The sequence below is a fragment of the Escherichia sp. E10V5 genome (genome assembly GCF_004212315.1).
Taxonomy (GTDB): domain Bacteria; phylum Pseudomonadota; class Gammaproteobacteria; order Enterobacterales; family Enterobacteriaceae; genus Escherichia.
The window spans coordinates 409,021-427,918 of sequence record NZ_RHJM01000003.1 but is presented as its reverse complement, the minus strand read 5'-3'; the positions used below and the strand labels follow the sequence as shown (position 1 = coordinate 427,918).

Here is an 18,898-nt window from a genome sequence, read left to right as displayed (position 1 = left end):
GACTCTTTTACTCCTGATTACTTAGCGGTTTTACGGTACTGCTCAATTAACTCGATAAAGTGGTCGAACAACGGCGCTGCGTCGTGCGGACCAGGGCTGGCTTCAGGGTGACCCTGGAAGCTGAACGCCGGTTTATCGGTGCGATGAATCCCCTGTAACGTACCGTCGAACAGGGATTTATGTGTAACACGCAGGTTTGCAGGTAATGTTGCTTCATCCACCGCAAAACCGTGGTTCTGGGCGGTGATCATCACCACGTTTTTCTCAACATCTTTCACCGGATGGTTGCCGCCGTGGTGACCAAATTTCATTTTGACAGTCTTCGCACCGCTCGCCAGCGCCAGCAGCTGATGGCCGAGGCAGATGCCGAATACCGGGACGTCGGTTTCGAGGAATTTCTGGATGGCAGTAATAGCGTAATCGCACGGGGCCGGGTCGCCAGGACCGTTGGAGAGGAAGATGCCGTCTGGATTCATTTTCAGCACATCTTCCGCAGAAGTTTGCGCCGGAACGATGGTCAGGCGACAACCTCTGTCCACCAGCATCCGCAGGATGTTGCGCTTGGCACCAAAATCATAAGCCACAACATGGAACGGCAGCTCGTCTTCTTTTTTCGCTTCTGGCAGGCCGCCGGTCAGCGTCCAGCTCCCTTGTGTCCAGCTATAGGCTTCTGCGGTGGTCACTTCTTTTGCCAGATCCATGCCGTTCAGACCTGGGAACGCGCGGGCTTTTTCTAATGCCAGCGCCGCATCCGGGTTATCGCCCGCGATAATGCAGCCATTCTGCGCGCCTTTCTCGCGCAGTAAACGCGTCAGCTTACGGGTATCGATATCGGCAATCGCCACGATGTTATGGCGTTTCAGGTAAGAAGAGAGGTCTTCGGTGTTGCGGAAGTTGCTGGCAATCAGCGGCAGGTCGCGAATCACCAGACCTTGCGCATGTACCTGAGAAGATTCTTCATCGGCGTCATTAGTGCCGACATTGCCAATATGGGGATAAGTAAGAGTAACGATTTGACGAGAATAGGAAGGATCAGTGAGGATTTCTTGATAACCGGTCATTGAAGTATTGAAAACGACTTCCCCAACCGCCGAACCTGTTGCCCCTATGGCCCGACCGTGAAACTGGGTTCCGTCTTCCAGAACCAATAGCGCTGACTTAATCAAAACACCCTCCAGAGAATATTCACTCACTTTATTTGCATATTAATTCACAATGATGACGCAAATCAATGCAAATCTGCTTACCGACGAATTTCTGGCAAACGGCGGCATTCTGGAGATATGGGCGCTAAAAGTCAACTCAATCGCGGTATTTATTATATGATTTTATGCGTCATGCATATTTTTATGGCATTAAGCGACAAAAAGATCACCTAACGTAGTCAGGAAAACGCTTGCACAGCGAGAAGAATGTAAAAACAAAATTCACTCGGAAAAAAGTGGACCAGATGGTCAAAATTTACATTAAAACAACAAAAATCACAGACAAAACTTTATATTTTTAGCAATTTGTATCAACAATTAAGAAAAAACCACAAAATAAAAGGGCTAAAAATTAAAGCCCTTTACAATCAATAAATTAGATATGTTACTTTTGCATCAATACAAATGTTTTGTGGTTATAATCTATTGAGATCCAGCACATCTCGCATATCAAAAAGACCATTTTCCTTGCCATTTAGCCACAATGCCGATCTTACCGCACCGTTAGCAAATGTCATGCGGCTGGACGCCTTATGGGTAATCTCCAGACGTTCGCCGATATCGGCGAACATGGCGGTATGTTCACCCACGATGTCACCCGCTCGTACAGTGGCAAAACCAATGGTGCCAGGAACACGTTCACCGGTATGGCCTTCACGACTGTAGACCGCGCAATCTTTCAGGTCTTTATCAAGAGCGTGGGCAATCGCCTCCCCCATCGCCAGCGCAGTGCCTGACGGCGCATCGACTTTATGTCTATGATGTGCTTCGATAATTTCAATATCGGTGTAGTCACCCATTACCTGAGTGGCTTTCTCCAGCAGCTTAAGCATGACGTTAACGCCAACGCTAAAATTAGCGGCAAAGACAATCGCAATATCTGTGGCAGCGTCACGAATCGCTTGTTTGCCAGCGTCATCAAAACCCGTTGTACCAATCACCATCCCTTTGCCATGCTGGCGACAAAAAGCGAGATGGTTCAGCGTACCTTCCGGACGGGTAAAATCGATAAACACATCAAAATCATCTTTTACCGCGTCGAGGCTGCTTTGCACGGTAACGCCTGTTTTTCCGACTCCGGCCAGTTCACCAGCGTCGCTGCCCAGTAAAGAAGATCCTTCGCGCTCCAGCGCCGCGCCCAGCTGCACGCCTTCTAATGCCAGCGCCGCCTGAATCAACTGGCGGCCCATACGCCCCCCGGCTCCCGCGATGGCAACGCGGATGTTTGCATTATGCATAGCTATTCTCTTTTGTTAATTTGCATAGACCGTTTTCAGAGTAACCAGCGCATCGCTACGCCGCCAGCCAAAAACGCTGATAATTAGAAATTAATGATAAACAGGGAGGGATATCAGTGAAAGGCATGACGCAGAAAGTGATGCGTCATACCATCTGTCATTATGCCTGGTCTTGTGACTTTGACGGCAGGCAGCAAAGTATAAGCAGAATTACGCCCGTAATAGGGATCAACACGACAATAATGACCCACCACCCTGGATATCCGATATCGTGCATCCTTCTGACGGCTAGCGCCATCGCCGGTACGGCAAAAATCAACGTTAAAATAAATGACGCGGGCAGCGCAAAAAAAATGAAAACACCATAGTCATTGTTCATTGTTTCCGCAAACCACCAGCATAAAAGCGGTAGCAGACAGATAACGACACTACCGATCATAAACGACCAGAACTCAAAACGGGTGGCGACACCTTCATAATTAAAGATGTTTTTCCACCCTTCCAAATACGCTTCTCCATACGTCATAGAACACTTCCTTGTTTTCTGATTAGTTCGCCAGGGCCAGCACTTCCGCCACCCACTGCTGAAAGCCTTTCACATCCAGATCCAGCGCCACCTGCACGTTTGCAGGTTTACTCAGGCAACCGTCGATATCAACAACCGTAGTACCTGAGGTAAATTCGCCCTGCGTTTCCACTGCCACAAAACACGGCTTGAGAGTGAATAAGTCCGGGCGCACCAGCCAGGCGATGGCGCAGAGATCGTGCATACGCAGGCCGCTTTGCATACTGCCGCTACGGTAGTGACTAAACAAGGCGTGCAGCATTTTTCCGGTACGATTCAACTCCGGCAATGTAGCAAGATAATCAGGAGATAACACCGCCTGATTGGTGACATCCAGACCGCACATGACGATTTCGATGCCGCTACGGAAGACGCACGCAGCCGCTTCTGGATCGGCAGCGATATTAAACTCGGCGTTTGGTGTGCAGTTGCCGCGTCCGGCAGAACCCCCCATGATCACCAGACGGCGAATATGCGGTTTGCATTCCGGGCATTGTGAAAGTAACAGCGCAATATTGGTTAACGGGCCGATGGCTACCAGAGTAACAGGCTCAGGCGCACGCAGCAGGGCATCCCGAATAGCCAGAAATGCGGGTTTGTCCAGTGGGCTTCTGTTGTGCTCGACAAAGTCGTAGCCAGCCATTCCCGATTCACCGTGCACAGATGCTGCATTACGCGGTGCGCGTACCAGCGGCACGGCAGCTCCCTGGGCAAGCGGAATCTCCGCATTCCAGAAATGCAGCAGTTGCAGGGCGTTGCGGGTAGTTTTCTCAACCGAGACATTACCTGCGACGGTGGTCATCAGTTGCAGGTCGAGCTCGGGGGCAAAAATCGCGGCGGCAATGGCGACGGCATCGTCAATGCCGGGGTCTGTATCGAGGAAAATAGGTAAACGCATGTTTTCTCCATAAAAAATGCCGGTAACAAGACCGGCATTTTCGCATAACTTAGGCTGCTAATGACTTAATCAACTTCACGAATATCGACACGCAACTCTTTCGGCACTTCGAAAACGATATTTTCTTCGCGGCCTTCCAGCGGAATGGCTTCGCCACCGCCAAGCTGCTGTAAACGTGCGACTACGTTCTGTACCAGAATATCCGGAGCCGATGCGCCAGCAGTCACACCGACGCATTTCACCTCTTTTACCCACTCTTCCTGGATATCTGTCGCATCGTCAATCAAAAACGCCCGTTTGCCCATGCGCTGGGCCAGTTCCGCCAGACGGTTGGAGTTGGAGGAGTTTTTCGATCCGACCACCAGCACCACTTCTGCCTGCTCTGCCAGGGCGCGTACCGCTTCCTGACGGTTGGTGGTGGCGTAGCAGATATCATCTTTGCGCGGCCCGACAATTTTCGGGAAGCGTTTACGCAGTGCGTCGATGACATCAGACGTGTCATCCACCGATAGCGTGGTCTGGGTCATAAAGGAGAGTTTCTCTTCGTTTTTGACCGTCAGTTTCCACACGTCGTCCGGCGACTCGACCAGATACATTCCCCCTTCCGGGTTACTGTACTGGCCCATCGTACCTTCCACTTCCGGATGCCCGGCGTGGCCGATGAGAATCGACTCTTCGCCACGACGGCTGGCGCGCGCGACTTCCATATGCACTTTGGTCACCAGCGGACAGGTCGCGTCAAATACCGTCAAATCGCGACTTTTCGCTTCGTTGCGGACTGCCTGAGAAACACCGTGTGCGGAAAAAATCAGGATCGCGCCGTCCGGCACTTCGCTGATCTGCTCAATAAAGATAGCCCCACGCTCGCGCAGGCTATCGACCACGTAGCGGTTATGTACCACTTCGTGACGGACATAAATCGGTGCGCCGTAAATGGCCAGCGCGTTTTCAACAATGCTGATAGCGCGGTCTACCCCGGCACAAAAACCACGCGGGTTGGCCAACAGGATCTGCATGTTACGCCTCCAGTGCCGGATCGATTTCCAGCACTTCAATATCAAAATGAACGGTCTGCCCGGCCAGCGGATGGTTGAAATCAACGGTAATGGAGTCGCCGTTAATTTCGCGGATCACGCCAGGCATCTCACTGCCATCCATTGCGGTAAAAAGCATGATTGCGCCAATTTCTGGCTCGCCTGCATCCATAAACTCACGGCGGGAGAAGTACTGAATCAGGTCCGGTGACGGCACGCCAAACGCCGCATCTGGCTCCAGCGAGAAGGTGGTTTTATCGCCCACTTTCAGCCCCTGAAGGTGTTGCTCCAGACCTTCGGAAAGAGAAGCATCACCCAGGCGGAACAGCGCCGGTTTACCGTTGTTGCGGGTAGACTCGGCGGTAGTGCCATCGTCGAGTTTTAGCGTGAAATGCACCAGGACGGCGCTATTGCTCTGTACAGATTCAGACATGCAGGTTTGCTCTTATATTTTGAGGATTTTTGCCGGATGCGGCCTACGATTACGCAGCAATCTGTAGGCCGGATAAGATGCGTCAGCATCGCATCCGGCAGGGTTTATTATTGTTTTTTCGCTTTAGAAGGCAAAAAACCTTCCAGCACAATCAGTGCCGCACCGACACAGATTGCAGTATCGGCAAGGTTGAAGGTGGCGAAGTGCCAGTCGCCGACGTAGAAGTCGATCATATCGACAACGAAGCCATGCCACAGGCGGTCGAACAGATTGCCCAGCGCGCCGCCAATAATCAGCGCGTAAGCGATATTGTTTAGCTTTTGCGTGGCCTTCGAGCGATACATCATCACAACCAGGGTAACGCTAATACCAATCGCAATACCGGCAAAGAACCAACGCTGCCAGCCGCCGCTATCGGCAAGGAAACTAAACGCCGCGCCATAGTTACGCGCATAATGCAGATTAAGCGACGGGAACAGCGGGACCGTATCCCCCAGAGCAAAGTTCTGGAGGATCAGGTATTTGCTGCCCAGATCGATAATCAGCACGACTACCACCAGCCACAGCCAGCGTAGCCCTGTTGAACAGATCGATTGACTCATCAGGCAAACTTACGTTTTTCACCGTCACCGGCGACGTTGCTGACACAGCGGCCGCAGATTTCTGCGTGTTCCGCCACCTTGCCGACATCCTGGGTGTAGTGCCAGCAGCGTGGACACTTCTCACCTTCGGCTTTACTCAACGCGACTTTCAGCCCTTTGAGTACTTCGCTCTGCTGAGCATCAGCAGGTGCGTCGTTATAGTCTGCAACGGTAGCGCCGGAGGTCAACAGGACAAATCGTAATTCATCGCCCAGCGCAGTCAGTTTCGCCGCCAGTTCCGGTTCAGCATACAGCGTCACTGCCGCTTCCAGCGAGCCGCCCACTTTCTTGTCGGCACGCGCTTGCTCAATGACTTTGTTCACTTCGCCACGCACTTTCAGCAGCTCGTCCCAGAACGCATCGTTCATCGCTTCGCTGTCTGCCAGACCAAACAGGCCTTCGTACCACTCGCCGGTGAAGACGTATTTTTCACGCTCGCCCGGCAGGTAGCCCCACACTTCATCAGCGGTGAAGGAGAGGATAGGTGCCATCCAGCGAACCAGCGCTTCTGCGATGTGATACAGCGCAGTCTGGCAGCTACGACGCGCCACACTGTCCGCTTTCGCGGTGTACTGACGATCTTTGATGATGTCGAGGTAGAAGGATCCCATCTCAACGGAACAGAAGCGCATCAGACGCTGTACTACTTCGTGGAAATCGTATGCTTCGTACGCCTTGAGGATGTCTTCCTGTGCCGCTTTCGCACAACCGACGGCCCATCTGTCCAGTACCACCATCTCTTCCGGTTTCACCATATCTTTTGCCGGATCGAAACCGTTCAGGTTTGCCAGCAGGAAGCGCGCGGTGTTACGGATACGACGATAGCTGTCGGCAGCACGTTTCAGGATCTCGTCAGAAACGGCCATTTCACCGGTGTAGTCAGTTGATGCCACCCACAGACGCAGAATATCCGCGCCCAGTTTGTTCATCACATCCTGCGGCGAAACGGTGTTGCCGATGGATTTGGACATCTTGCGACCCTGACCATCCACGGTAAAGCCGTGGGTCAGCACCTGACGATACGGCGCTTTGCCCTTCATCGCGGTAGAGATCATCAGAGAGGACATGAACCAGCCGCGGTGTTGGTCAGAACCTTCCAGATACATATCCGCTGCGTGACCAGCAAATTCAGGACGCACGTCAACAACAGAAGAGTGGGTAGATCCTGAATCAAACCATACGTCCAGCGTATCCGGCACTTTCACATACTGGTCAGCTTCGTCGCCGAGGATCTCTTTCGCATCGAGATCCCACCACGCCTGGATGCCGTCAACTTCAACGCGTTTTGCCACTTCTTCTATCAGTTCAAGGGTACGCGGATGCAGCTCTTCCGTGTCTTTATGCACGAACAGTGACATCGGTACGCCCCAGGTGCGCTGACGGGAGATACACCAGTCAGGACGGTTAGCGACCATCGACTCGATACGCGCCTGGCCCCAATCCGGGATCCACTGCACGCCTTTGATCTCTTTCAGCGACTGCGCGCGCAAACCTTCTTTGTCCATGCTGACGAACCACTGCGGTGTCGCGCGGAAGATGATCGGCGTTTTGTGACGCCAGCAGCACGGATAGCTGTGCTGCATTTTCTCAACGTGCAGCAGCGCGCCTTTTTCCTGCAGCAGCGCAACGACGATGTCGTTCGCTTTGAAGACATTCACGCCATCCAGCGTCGGGTAAGTACCCGGCAGATAAGTGCCGTCCGGGCCAACCGGGTTAGCGGTTTCCAGACCGTATTTCTGGCCAATCACATAGTCGTCCGGACCGTGGCCAGGCGCGGTGTGAACGGCACCGGTACCAGCATCCAGGGTAACGTGATCGCCGAGGATTGCCGGAACGTCGAAGCCCATAAACGGATGGGTAAAGCGCAGCAGTTCAAGCTCCGCACCTTTTACCGTGCCGAGAATGGTGTAATCGGTCACGCCGATACGCTGCATTACGCTTTCAACCAGATCTTTCGCCAGAATAACGGCCTGACCGTCGATCTGCACCAGCGCATAGTCGAAATCCGGTGCAATAGAGATTGCGCGGTTTGCAGGCAGAGTCCACGGCGTAGTGGTCCAGATTACCAGCGAGATTGGGCCGTTAACGTTGCTGACGCCAAATTTTGCTTTCAGCGCATCCTGATCGACCGCCTGGAAAGCAACGTCGATGGACGGAGAAGTTTTGTCGTAATACTCAACTTCCGCTTCTGCCAGTGCAGAACGGCAGTCAACGCACCAGTGCACCGGCTTCGCGCCTTTGTGCAGGTGACCGTTGCCGATGATTTTGCCCAGCGCGCGGATGATATTGGCTTCAGTTTTGAAGTCCATGGTCAGGTACGGGTGCGACCAGTCGCCCAGCACGCCCAGACGGATAAAGTCTTTGCGCTGACCGTCAACCTGGGTCGCAGCGTATTCGCGGCACTTGGCGCGGAACTCGGCAGCAGTGAATTTCTCACCCGGCTTACCGTATTCTTGCTCTACTTTCAGCTCGATCGGCAGACCGTGGCAGTCCCAGCCAGGCACATACGGCGAGTCATAACCGGAAAGCCCTTTGGACTTCACGATAATGTCTTTCAGAATCTTGTTAACCGAGTGACCAATATGAATGCTGCCATTCGCATAAGGAGGGCCATCATGCAGAATGAAGGTTTTTTTGCCTTTTTTAGCCGCACGAATGATGCCGTACAGGTCATCATCAGTCCAACGCGCCAGCATTCCCGGTTCGCGTTTGGCGAGATCGCCACGCATCGGGAACCCTGTTTCCGGCAAATTCAGGGTTGATTTATAGTCACTCATCAGATTCTCGGTTCCGTATTTCGGTTTGATTACATAACAGGCTTAAGCCGGTTTTGTTAGCCCAAAAAATTCGCGGGCGGTTAATTCATCACGCGCAATCTGCGCTTTCAGTTCGTCCAGCGACGCAAATCGCTGCTCATTGCGTATTTTTTTACGCAGCACTACTTGTATATGGCGACCGTAAAGGTCCATTGCAACATCTAACAAATGCACTTCCAGCTGCTGGCGAATACCGGCAACCGTTGGACGTGTTCCGATGTTTGCCACGCCGGGTAACGGCTTTTCGCCGAGGCCCAGCACTTCCACCGCATAAACCCCTTTCACCGGGGAAACCTGACGGCGTAGCGGTACATTCGCCGTCGGGAAACCTATCGTGCGCCCTAATTCATCACCGTGGACCACACGCCCGGAGATGGCAAACGGGTGCCCCAGTAAACTTTCTGCCAGAGCCAGATTATCGTCTGCAAGTGCCTGACGCACAGCGGTGCTGCTGATACGCACGCCACCTTCGCAAAAAGTTTGCGTACTGGTAATGTCAAAGCCGTATTCCACGCCAGCTTTCTGTAATAACAAGAAATCGCCTTCACGACCAGCGCCAAAGCGGAAATCATCACCCACGGCGAGGAATTTTACCCGCAAATGCTTCACCAGTAGATCGCTGATGAAGTTTTGCGCAGTCAGCGCCGCAAAGCGCCTGTCGAAACGCACGCACAGCACGTAATCTACGCCACACTCTGCAAGGTAACGCAGTTTTTCCCGCAGTCGGGTCAGTCTTGCCGGGGCTTTATCGGTAGCAAACAGTTCCAGTGGTTGAGGTTCAAAAAGCATCACCATCACCGGTAAGTTTCGCCTGCGCCCTTCTTCCTGCAAGCCCTGCAACAGCGCGCGATGACCGCGATGCACGCCGTCGAAATTACCAATAGTCAGCACACACCCTTCTTGCGGGGCCTGGCTGAGATTATGTATGCCGCGTATCAGCTTCATGTCTGGCTCAAAACAGTGAAAATCGTCCGAGTATACCTTGTACAGCGGTCAAGGTTAACCGGCGATTGAGTACCGAAATCAGAAAGAAGTGGCTTTTCATTGCCATGGCGCAAATCACGGGCAGAAACTCACGGCCTGATGCAATTTTTATCGCGGAAAAGCTGTATTCACACCCCGCAAGCTGGTAGAATCCTGCGCCATCACTACGTAACGAGCGCCGGCACATTAACGGCGCTTATTTGCACAAATCCATTGACAAAAGAAGGCTAAAAGGGCATATTCCTCGGCCTTTGAATTGTCCATATAGAACACATTTGGGAGTTGGACCTTGGCTAATATCAAATCAGCTAAGAAGCGCGCCATTCAGTCTGAAAAGGCTCGTAAGCACAACGCAAGCCGTCGCTCTATGATGCGTACTTTCATCAAGAAAGTATACGCAGCTATCGAAGCTGGCGACAAAGCTGCTGCACTGAAAGCATTTAACGAAATGCAACCGATCGTGGACCGTCAGGCTGCTAAAGGTCTGATCCACAAAAACAAAGCTGCACGTCATAAGGCTAACCTGACTGCACAGATCAACAAACTGGCTTAATCGCCTTTTGTTGTCAGCTTTGTAAAAAAGCCCGCGCAAGCGGGTTTTTTTATGCCCATCTGCAGGCCAAAACTGCAGCCTGCAGAGTACAAATGGTTATTTTGAAGCTGAAGTAAACAACGCAGAGTAATCTGTGTTGCAAATACGCTGTACCGCAGGATGTTGAATCATCCTTTCGGCGAAAATCGCGTGGTACTCTTCCATCACGTTCTCAACGCGGCCTATCTCCATAACCGAGTCATCGTTATAGAAATCATTAGCGTAAAGCGAAGGTGCAACGAAAATAGCGTTATGCGTCGCTCCAAAAGCTTTCATCAACGCCGCATCATCAAACTCCCCCAGAATTTCAACGTTTAAGCCCTGAGAGTTAAACCAGTTTAATAGCTTGCGTCCCAACATTGAGCGACGCCCCGGAATAAGTAAGCGACGCTCTTCCAGACAGGCAGGAAACGGCTTTTCTGGCAGCGGGTTAGTGCACCAGAAACTGACACCACACTCGCCAATTTTTATGGAAAACAGCCCTTCCTGCTGGGTGGAGTCTATCGGGCAGTCAGAGATGATCATATCCAGCTTATGCTGACTCAGTTGCTCCAACAGCATCTCGTGCGTCGATTCAAAACAGCGTAAATGGATCTGCTCGTCTTCCACCACTGCGGCATTCAATACACTACTGACCAGGCGTTTGGAAAGAGCATCTGCCACGCCAACATCAAACAACAAATTGGACTCTTTGCGATAGTTCACAATGTCCAGCATTTCCTGGCTCAAGGTGAACATTTTATCGGCGTAGCGATAGACCAGTTCCCCCAGTTCGCTGGGTTCCAGACCACGTCCTTTACGCTTAAATAATTTCCCTTGCAGGCGCTCTTCCAGCGCCCGGATCTGCCCGGTAATGGTTTGTGGTGTTAAATAAAGCGCCTCCGCTGCGCCAACCACAGAACCTTCTTTGTAGACATGCCAGAAGTAATACAAGTGGTTGTAATTGATATGAGACATGCTCATTTCTCTCCCTGATAAGAATGAAAAGGGAGCCATTTATGGCTCCCCGGTACATCGTCCTGTCAAACTGATGGACGTAAACGAATGCGTAACCAGCTATATCCAATTACCGCCGAAGAGATTGAGCCAACCAGAATGCCCAATTTCGCCCAGTTAATCAGTTCTGGATCTACGCTACCAAAAGCCAGGCTGGCGATAAAGATAGACATAGTAAAACCGATACCGCACAAGATCCCAACCGCCATAATTTGCTGATAAGTGGTTCCCTCTGGCAAATGAGCCAGTTTCAAACGCAGCGCCAACCAGCAGAACAAACTAATACCCAACGGCTTGCCAATCAGCAAACCGGCGATGATCCCTAATGGCAAGATGGAGGTCAGGCCATCCAACGTCACGCCTTGCAGAGAAACGCCGGCATTGGCAAAAGCAAACAGCGGCAAAATCAGATAAGCCACCCACGGATGCAGAACATGCTCCAGGCGCTTCGCCGGAGAACGGCCATGCTTCTCTTTCAATGGAATAAAGAAACCGACAATGACACCTGCCAGCGTTGCGTGGACACCTGATTTCAACACTGCGGTCCACAGCACCACGCCGACCAGAATATAAACTCCCGTGCGGCGCACACCACAAATGTTCAGCACCACGAGCACCGCAATTGCTACAGCTGCAACGCCAAGAGAGGTCATCGACAAATCATTAGTGTAAAACAAGGCAATGATTATGATGGCCCCAAGATCATCGATAATAGCCAGCGCCATCAAAAAGATCTTCAGCGCCAACGGTACACGACTTCCCAATAACGCCAGAACCCCGAGCGCAAAAGCGATGTCAGTTGCCGCCGGGATCGCCCACCCTTCACGAGTAACAGGATCGGCATAGTTAAAGGCCAGATAAAGCAATGCCGGGACAATCATCCCGCCGATTGCGGCAATAACCGGAAACGCAGCCTGGCGCAAGCTGGCCAGCGATCCTTGCATCAGCTCGCGTTTAACTTCCAGACCAACCAACAGGAAAAATACCGCCATTAACGCGTCATTTATCCATAACAGCATGTTTTTATTGATTTCAAGAGAACCAACCCGGAGCTGAACCGGCGTCTCAAGAAAGTCGTGATACCATCCACTGGTTGCGCCGCTGTTGGCCATAATCATCGCCAGAACAGCGGCAATGATGAGAATAATGCCTCCCGAGGCATCACTGCTAAAGAATCGATGCAGATGTTTCACTTTTTATTTCTCTTTCAGGTGAATAGATCGTTTTTACTATTTTACTCTGCACGAATCATCGTTAAAATCAGATTATAGTGTAGGAATAATTCGTTTTTTACGATCTATAAAGAAGATTAAGTCACCAGCAGAGGAAGTGTTTTTGGCGCTCGAAAGCGGTGGCTGATGACCTCAAGCCCTGATAATCATAGCTTAAGGTCTGGATTTCTGAGGGATTAATTCGGAAAAGTAATAATTAATTTGTTGTAAGTCGGCGTCGTTTGTTAGGACAATATTTCAAAAATAATCCAGCTTGTCGTCAATAATTGCGATAAAGAGATAAATTAAAGTTAAATAATTAAATCCTTAAAAAATTACGCCATAAAAATGCGAGGCGTCTTCAGGATTAGAATCGATAAAACAGAGTGGGTTAAAGAGAGCGGTATAATAGCGGCGGGTGCTTGAGGCTATCTGTCTCAGGCATTAGCTGGATGGCAGATAGAGAAAAGCCCCGAGTGATATTTTACCATCAACCCGAGGCCCCCTATATGCTGAACACATGTAGAGTGCCTCTTACTGACCGTAAGGTCAAGGAGAAGAGAGCAATGAAGCAGCATAAGGCGATGATTGTCGCCCTGATCGTCATCTGTATCACCGCCGTAGTGGCGGCGCTGGTAACGAGAAAAGACCTCTGTGAGGTTCACATCCGAACTGGCCAGACGGAGGTTGCTGTTTTCACGGCTTACGAATCCGAGTAAGAGCAACGGCGGGGAGTTATCCCCGCCACTTTACAGGTGCTCGCATATCTTCAACGCACCCTGGTTTTTACCCAGGCCTGCCCACGGGCAGGCTTTTGGGGAGGTTAGCGAGTCAGGTCGTCGAAAAACTTCTTCACGCCATCAAAGAAACTCTTCGAACGCGGACTGTTGTGCTCGCCGGTTGGGCCACCGAAGCTTTCCTGCAGCTCTTGCAGTAGTTGTTTCTGCTTCTCGTTCAGACCTACCGGTGTTTCGACCACTACGCGGCACAGCAAGTCACCTTGCGCACCGCCGCGGACAGACTTGACGCCTTTACCGCGCATACGGAACAGCTTACCGGTCTGGGTTTCGCCAGGCACTTTCAGTTTGACGCGACCATCGAGGGTCGGCACTTCGATTTCACCGCCCAGCGCCGCCATAGCGAAGTTGATCGGGACTTCGCAATACAGGTTGTTGCCTTCACGCTCGAAAATCGGGTGCTGTTTAACCTGAACCTGAACGTACAGATCGCCTGCCGGTGCGCCGTGTTCGCCCGCTTCACCTTCGCCCGCAAGACGGATGCGGTCCCCGGTATCCACCCCTGCCGGGATTTTAACGGACAGCGTTTTGCTGCGCTCAACACGACCATGACCATGACATTTGTTGCACGGATCTTTGATCAGCGTACCGCGGCCCTGACAGTGTGGACAGGTCTGTTGTACGGCGAAGAAGCCCTGGCGCATCTGCACCTGACCAGAACCATGACAGGTCGGACAGGTTTGCGGCTGTGTACCTGGTTTTGCACCGCTACCGTGGCAAACGTCACACTCTTCCAGAGTCGGAATGCGGATCTCTTTGGTCACGCCACGTACAGCTTCTTCGAGGGTGAGCTCCATGTTATAGCGTAAATCAGCACCACGCGCCGCACGTTGACGACCACGTCCGCCGCCAAAAATATCGCCGAAAACGTCACCAAAAATATCGCTGAAGTCTGCGCCGCCGCCAAAACCGCCGCCGCCCATGCCGCCTTGCTCAAACGCCGCATGGCCATACTGATCGTATGCCGCACGTTTTTGCGAGTCGGTCAGAACTTCATAAGCTTCCTTGATCTCTTTAAATTTCGCTTCGGCCTCTTTGTCACCCTGGTTACGGTCCGGGTGGTATTTCATGGCCAGGCGTTTGTAGGCCTTTTTGATTTCACGCTCTTCCGCTGTTTTGGAAACGCCTAAAATCTCGTAATAATCTTGCTTAGCCATCTTTTTTGATTTGCCCCTAGATGAATGCACGGGCGGAGAGGAAATTCCCCTTCGCCCGTGTCAGTATAATTACCCGTTTATAGGGCGATTATTTTTTGTCTTTGACTTCTTCAAATTCAGCGTCGACAACATCGTCATCTTTCGCGTTGTTTGCAGAAGTATCAGCACCGGCAGTCTGCTGCTGGGCATGTTGTTGCTGGGCGATTTCCATCAGTTTCTGGGAAACCTGTGCCAGCTCCTGCATTTTCGCTTCGATAGCGGCTTTGTCTTCACCTTTCAGAGCAGTTTCCAGTGCAGTCAGCGCAGACTCGATAGCAGTTTTGTCGTCAGCCGGCAGTTTGTCGCCTGCTTCTTCAACCTGCTTACGGGTGCTGTGCAGCAGATGGTCGCCCTGGTTGCGGGTCTGTACCAGCTCTTCAAACTTACGGTCAGCTTCGGCGTTCGCTTCTGCGTCGCGTACCATTTTCTGGATTTCATCTTCGTTCAGACCAGAAGAAGCCTTGATGGTGATCTTCTGCTCTTTACCGCTGTTTTTATCTTTCGCGGAAACGTGCAGGATACCGTCAGCATCGATATCGAAGGTAACTTCGATCTGCGGCATACCGCGCGGTGCCGGGTTGATACCATCCAGGTTGAACTGACCCAGAGATTTGTTATCAGCCGCACGTTTACGTTCACCCTGCAGCACGTGAATGGTTACCGCAGACTGGTTGTCTTCAGCGGTAGAGAACACCTGGCTGTGCTTGGTCGGGATAGTGGTGTTTTTCGCGATCAGCGTCGTCATCACACCGCCCATGGTTTCGATACCCAGAGACAGCGGGGTAACGTCCAGCAGCAGTACGTCTTTTACGTCACCAGTCAGAACACCACCCTGAACAGCAGCACCGATAGCTACAGCTTCGTCCGGGTTAACGTCTTTACGCGGCTCTTTACCAAAGAATTCAGCCACTTTCTTCTGAACCATTGGCATACGAGTCTGACCACCAACGAGGATCACGTCGTCGATATCAGATACGGACAGGCCAGCGTCCTGCAGTGCAACTTTCAGCGGCTCGATGGAACGGTTTACCAGGTCTTCAACCAGGCTTTCCAGTTTCGCACGAGTCACTTTGATGTTCATGTGTTTCGGACCGGTCGCGTCTGCAGTGATGTACGGCAGGTTAACGTCGGTCTGCTGAGCGGAAGACAGCTCGATTTTCGCTTTTTCTGCCGCTTCTTTCAGACGCTGCATTGCCAGCGGGTCGTTGCGCAGGTCAATGCCCTGATCTTTCTTGAATTCTTCAACCAGGTAGTTGATCAGGCGGCTATCAAAGTCTTCACCACCCAGGTGGGTATCACCGTTGGTAGCCAGAACTTCGAAGGTTTTTTCGCCGTCAACTTCGTCGATTTCGATAATGGAAATATCAAAAGTACCACCACCCAAGTCATAAACCGCGATAGTACGGTTACCAGTACCTTTGTCCAGACCGTAAGCCAGCGCAGCTGCGGTCGGTTCGTTGATGATACGTTTTACTTCCAGACCAGCGATACGGCCTGCATCTTTGGTTGCCTGACGCTGAGCATCGTTAAAGTATGCCGGTACGGTGATAACAGCTTCAGTTACCGGTTCGCCCAGGTAATCTTCCGCGGTTTTCTTCATTTTTTTCAGCACTTCAGCAGAAATCTGCGGCGGTGCCATTTTCTGGCCTTTAACTTCGACCCATGCGTCGCCGTTATCAGCAGCAATAATTTTGAACGGCATGATGGAAACATCACGCTGAACTTCTTCGTCCTGGAAGCGGCGGCCAATCAGGCGTTTAATCGCAAACAGGGTGTTTTGCGGGTTCGTCACTGCCTGACGTTTAGCCGGCTGACCAACCAGAGTTTCACCATCCTGGGTATAGGCAATGATAGAAGGCGTGGTGCGATCGCCTTCGGCGTTCTCCAGCACACGAGGAGTGGTGCCATCCATAATCGCTACACAAGAGTTGGTAGTACCCAGGTCGATACCAATAATTTTACCCATCTAAACGTCTCCACTATATATTCGGTCATCATGTGGTATGAGTCTGTAATAGGGGCGAAACGTCTGGTTTCAACTGCCCAATTTCATTTTTTTGCAGACTCACTCACTGCGGTTGACTACTAAATGGGGTCGTAACCCACGTCATCAAGGGGGAGATGCAAAAATTTTTTGTGCTTTTGCGCAGAAATTTCGTGATATGCCGTAAGAAGACATGAAACAGACGGCAATTTCATTCATATAAAGAATGAATCCAACACAAGAGATTCACCAAAAAATTGTAATAAAAAGAAAAGATTACATACCTGAATCTTCTTTTCGCCAGCAGTAAACTAGTGGCTATTCATCCCCTACTGCTCCCCCGCTAAGAGAATCTTTATGAAATCCGTTTTTACGATTTCCGCCAGCCTGGTACTTAGCCTTATGCTGTGCTGCACGGCGCAAGCTAACGACCATAAAATCCTCGGCGTCATTGCGATGCCGCGTAACGAAACCAACGATCTGGCACTGAAACTCCCCGTTTGCCGCATCGTAAAACGTATCCAACTCACCGCCGACCACGGCGATTTACAGTTGAGCGGCGCGTCGGTTTATTTCAAAGCCGCCCGTAGCGCCAGTCAAAGCCTGAATGTTCCCGCCGAAATTAAAGAAGGGCAAACCACCAGCTGGATCAACATTAACAGCGATAACGACAACAAACGCTGCGTGTCAAAAATCACCTTTTCCGGTCATACAGTGAACTCGTCCGATATGGCCACGCTGAAAATTATCGGCGACGATTAACGCTTGAACAGAGAAGCTACAATAAATGAATGTTAATTACCTGAATGATTCAGATCTGGATTTTCTCCAGCATTGTAGTGAGGAGCAACTGACCAATTTCGCCCGTTTGCTCACTCATAACGAAAAAGGCAAAACTCGCCTCTCCAGCGTTCTGATGCGTAATGAACTGTTCAAATCGATGGAAGGGCATCCCGAGCAACATCGCCGCAACTGGCAGCTAATTGCCGGAGAATTACAGCATTTTGGCGGCGATAGTATCGCTAACAAACTTCGCGGACACGGTAAACTGTACCGGGCCATTTTGCTCGACGTCTCAAAACGGCTGAAGCTAAAAGCCGATAAAGAGATGTCTACGTTTGAAATTGAGCAACAATTACTGGAACAATTTCTGCGTAATACCTGGAAGAAAATGGACGAGGAACATAAGCAGGAATTTCTCAAGGCGGTCGATGCCAGAGTCAACGAGCTGGAAGAGCTATTACCGCTGCTGATGAAAGACAAATTATTGGCAAAAGGCGTGTCGCATCTGCTTTCCAGCCAGCTTACCCGCATTTTACGTACTCACGCAGCAATGAGCGTTCTCGGGCATGACCTACTACGTGGTGCGGGGCTTGGTGGCCCGGTGGGCGCGGCATTAAACGGAGTTAAAGCCGTCAGCGGTAGCGCCTATCGCGTTACTATTCCGGCGGTCCTGCAAATTGCCTGCCTGCGTCGAATTGTCAGCGCCACTCAGGCCTAATCCCTCACATCGGGGAAAATTTTCATTTTCCCCTCAAAAGATCATGGACACTACTCCATTGGCTGATTATTATGCCGCGCCCTGAAAACACTACAGTTATTCAGGGAAATTATTTCACCATTCATTCAATGATGATTTTTGAGGAATTATGGGCAACACTAAGTTGGCTAATCCGGCACCGCTGGGCCTGATGGGCTTCGGCATGACCACCATTCTACTTAACCTGCACAACGTGGGTTATTTCGCTCTGGACGGTATTATTCTCGCTATGGGCATCTTCTACGGCGGTATCGCGCAAATTTTTGCCGGTCTGCTGGAGTATAAAAAAGGCAACACTTTCGGTTTAACTGCCTTCACCTCTTACGGTTCTTTCTGGCTGACGCTGGTTGCGATTCTGCTGATGCCGAAACTGGGCCTGACCGATGCGCCAAATGCGCAGTTCCTTGGTGTCTACCTGGGTCTGTGGGGCGTGTTTACGCTGTTTATGTTCTTCGGCACGCTGAAAGGCGCACGCGTTCTGCAATTCGTATTCTTCAGCCTGACCGTGCTGTTTGCGCTGCTGGCTGTGGGTAACATTGCCGGTAACGCCGCGATCATCCACTTCGCCGGCTGGATTGGTCTGATCTGCGGTGCCAGCGCAATTTATCTGGCAATGGGTGAAGTGCTGAACGAACAGTTTGGCCGTACCGTTCTGCCGATTGGTGAGTCTCACTAATTGCTTGATATCCCCCGCTCGGGGGATATCAGTTTGTTGACAACGTGCGCTTTATTCATGCCGGATGCGGCGTGAACGCCTTACCTGGTCTA

Annotated in this window: 19 protein-coding genes; 5 read left to right on the top strand and 14 right to left on the bottom strand. The window is 51.3% G+C overall.

All coding sequences use genetic code 11. The annotated features are described in order from the left end of the window. Nucleotides 1-17: 17 nt before the first annotated feature. From carA to D9738_RS03980, 10 genes are all read right to left on the bottom strand, one after another. A complete protein-coding gene (carA, locus tag D9738_RS04025; protein WP_130259611.1) occupies nucleotides 18-1,166 on the bottom strand; it encodes a glutamine-hydrolyzing carbamoyl-phosphate synthase small subunit in 1,149 nt (382 codons plus the stop codon). Between the two features lie 455 nt (nucleotides 1,167-1,621). Next, on the bottom strand, nucleotides 1,622-2,443 hold the full coding sequence (gene dapB, locus D9738_RS04020) for a 4-hydroxy-tetrahydrodipicolinate reductase (protein ID WP_130259610.1): 822 nt from the start codon (nucleotides 2,441-2,443) through the stop codon (nucleotides 1,622-1,624). A 160-nt stretch (nucleotides 2,444-2,603) separates the two neighbouring features. Next, nucleotides 2,604-2,969, bottom strand: a complete 366-nt coding sequence (locus tag D9738_RS04015; RefSeq protein WP_130259609.1) for a DUF805 domain-containing protein — start codon at nucleotides 2,967-2,969, stop codon at nucleotides 2,604-2,606. A gap of 22 nt (nucleotides 2,970-2,991) precedes the next feature. Beyond that, on the bottom strand, nucleotides 2,992-3,906 hold the full coding sequence (rihC, locus tag D9738_RS04010) for a ribonucleoside hydrolase RihC (RefSeq protein ID WP_130259608.1): 915 nt from the start codon (nucleotides 3,904-3,906) through the stop codon (nucleotides 2,992-2,994). Between the two features lie 65 nt (nucleotides 3,907-3,971). Further along, nucleotides 3,972-4,922, bottom strand: a complete 951-nt coding sequence (gene ispH / locus D9738_RS04005) for a 4-hydroxy-3-methylbut-2-enyl diphosphate reductase (protein ID WP_130204835.1) — start codon at nucleotides 4,920-4,922, stop codon at nucleotides 3,972-3,974. A gap of 1 nt (nucleotide 4,923) precedes the next feature. Beyond that, nucleotides 4,924-5,373 (bottom strand): FKBP-type peptidyl-prolyl cis-trans isomerase, encoded by a 450-nt coding sequence (gene fkpB / locus D9738_RS04000; RefSeq protein ID WP_130259607.1) that lies wholly within the window; start codon nucleotides 5,371-5,373, stop codon nucleotides 4,924-4,926. Nucleotides 5,374-5,480: 107 nt separating this feature from the next. Beyond that, complete coding sequence (lspA, locus tag D9738_RS03995; protein WP_000083385.1) at nucleotides 5,481-5,975, bottom strand: signal peptidase II; 495 nt, start codon at nucleotides 5,973-5,975, stop codon at nucleotides 5,481-5,483. Further along, the gene (ileS, locus tag D9738_RS03990) at nucleotides 5,975-8,791 is read right to left on the bottom strand and encodes an isoleucine--tRNA ligase (RefSeq protein WP_130259606.1); all 2,817 of its coding nucleotides are present in this window, start codon (nucleotides 8,789-8,791) and stop codon (nucleotides 5,975-5,977) included. Before ileS ends, lspA begins: the two co-directional genes overlap by 1 nt. A 42-nt stretch (nucleotides 8,792-8,833) precedes the next feature. Next, on the bottom strand, nucleotides 8,834-9,775 hold the full coding sequence (gene ribF, locus D9738_RS03985; protein WP_130204831.1) for a bifunctional riboflavin kinase/FAD synthetase: 942 nt from the start codon (nucleotides 9,773-9,775) through the stop codon (nucleotides 8,834-8,836). Nucleotides 9,776-9,782: 7 nt separating this feature from the next. Then, nucleotides 9,783-10,001, bottom strand: coding sequence for a DUF2575 family protein (locus D9738_RS03980; RefSeq protein ID WP_064525381.1), 219 nt, complete (start codon nucleotides 9,999-10,001; stop codon nucleotides 9,783-9,785). A gap of 102 nt (nucleotides 10,002-10,103) precedes the next feature. On the opposite strand from D9738_RS03980, the gene rpsT reads away from it, so the two are divergent. Beyond that, the gene (gene rpsT / locus D9738_RS03975) at nucleotides 10,104-10,367 is read left to right on the top strand and encodes a 30S ribosomal protein S20 (protein WP_001274019.1); all 264 of its coding nucleotides are present in this window, start codon (nucleotides 10,104-10,106) and stop codon (nucleotides 10,365-10,367) included. Between the two features lie 96 nt (nucleotides 10,368-10,463). Here the strand turns inward: rpsT and nhaR are convergent, their stop codons facing one another. Beyond that, a complete protein-coding gene (gene nhaR / locus D9738_RS03970; protein ID WP_130204829.1) occupies nucleotides 10,464-11,369 on the bottom strand; it encodes a transcriptional activator NhaR in 906 nt (301 codons plus the stop codon). Nucleotides 11,370-11,428: 59 nt separating this feature from the next. Then, the gene (gene nhaA, locus D9738_RS03965; RefSeq protein ID WP_130259605.1) at nucleotides 11,429-12,595 is read right to left on the bottom strand and encodes a Na+/H+ antiporter NhaA; all 1,167 of its coding nucleotides are present in this window, start codon (nucleotides 12,593-12,595) and stop codon (nucleotides 11,429-11,431) included. 584 nt (nucleotides 12,596-13,179) lie between these two features. Here nhaA and mokC point away from each other — a divergent pair. Beyond that, entirely contained in the window at nucleotides 13,180-13,332 is a 153-nt protein-coding gene (gene mokC, locus D9738_RS03960) for a type I toxin-antitoxin system toxin MokC (protein WP_000809168.1), read from the top strand. 104 nt (nucleotides 13,333-13,436) lie between these two features. Here mokC and dnaJ read toward each other — a convergent pair whose 3' ends face one another. Both dnaJ and dnaK read right to left on the bottom strand, forming a co-directional pair. Then, nucleotides 13,437-14,567: a molecular chaperone DnaJ gene (dnaJ, locus tag D9738_RS03955; protein ID WP_001118464.1), complete on the bottom strand. Its 1,131-nt coding sequence runs from the start codon at nucleotides 14,565-14,567 to the stop codon at nucleotides 13,437-13,439. A gap of 88 nt (nucleotides 14,568-14,655) precedes the next feature. Continuing rightward, entirely contained in the window at nucleotides 14,656-16,572 is a 1,917-nt protein-coding gene (gene dnaK, locus D9738_RS03950) for a molecular chaperone DnaK (protein ID WP_000516137.1), read from the bottom strand. A gap of 375 nt (nucleotides 16,573-16,947) precedes the next feature. On the opposite strand from dnaK, the gene D9738_RS03945 reads away from it, so the two are divergent. The 3 genes from D9738_RS03945 (at nucleotide 16,948) to satP (ending at nucleotide 18,806) form a co-directional block, all read left to right on the top strand. Next, on the top strand, nucleotides 16,948-17,352 hold the full coding sequence (locus D9738_RS03945; RefSeq protein ID WP_130259604.1) for a DUF2541 family protein: 405 nt from the start codon (nucleotides 16,948-16,950) through the stop codon (nucleotides 17,350-17,352). Nucleotides 17,353-17,377: 25 nt separating this feature from the next. Continuing rightward, nucleotides 17,378-18,091: an acidic protein MsyB gene (gene msyB, locus D9738_RS03940; protein ID WP_130259603.1), complete on the top strand. Its 714-nt coding sequence runs from the start codon at nucleotides 17,378-17,380 to the stop codon at nucleotides 18,089-18,091. 148 nt (nucleotides 18,092-18,239) lie between these two features. Beyond that, the gene (satP, locus tag D9738_RS03935) at nucleotides 18,240-18,806 is read left to right on the top strand and encodes an acetate uptake transporter (protein ID WP_130259602.1); all 567 of its coding nucleotides are present in this window, start codon (nucleotides 18,240-18,242) and stop codon (nucleotides 18,804-18,806) included. Nucleotides 18,807-18,898 lie beyond the last annotated feature (92 nt).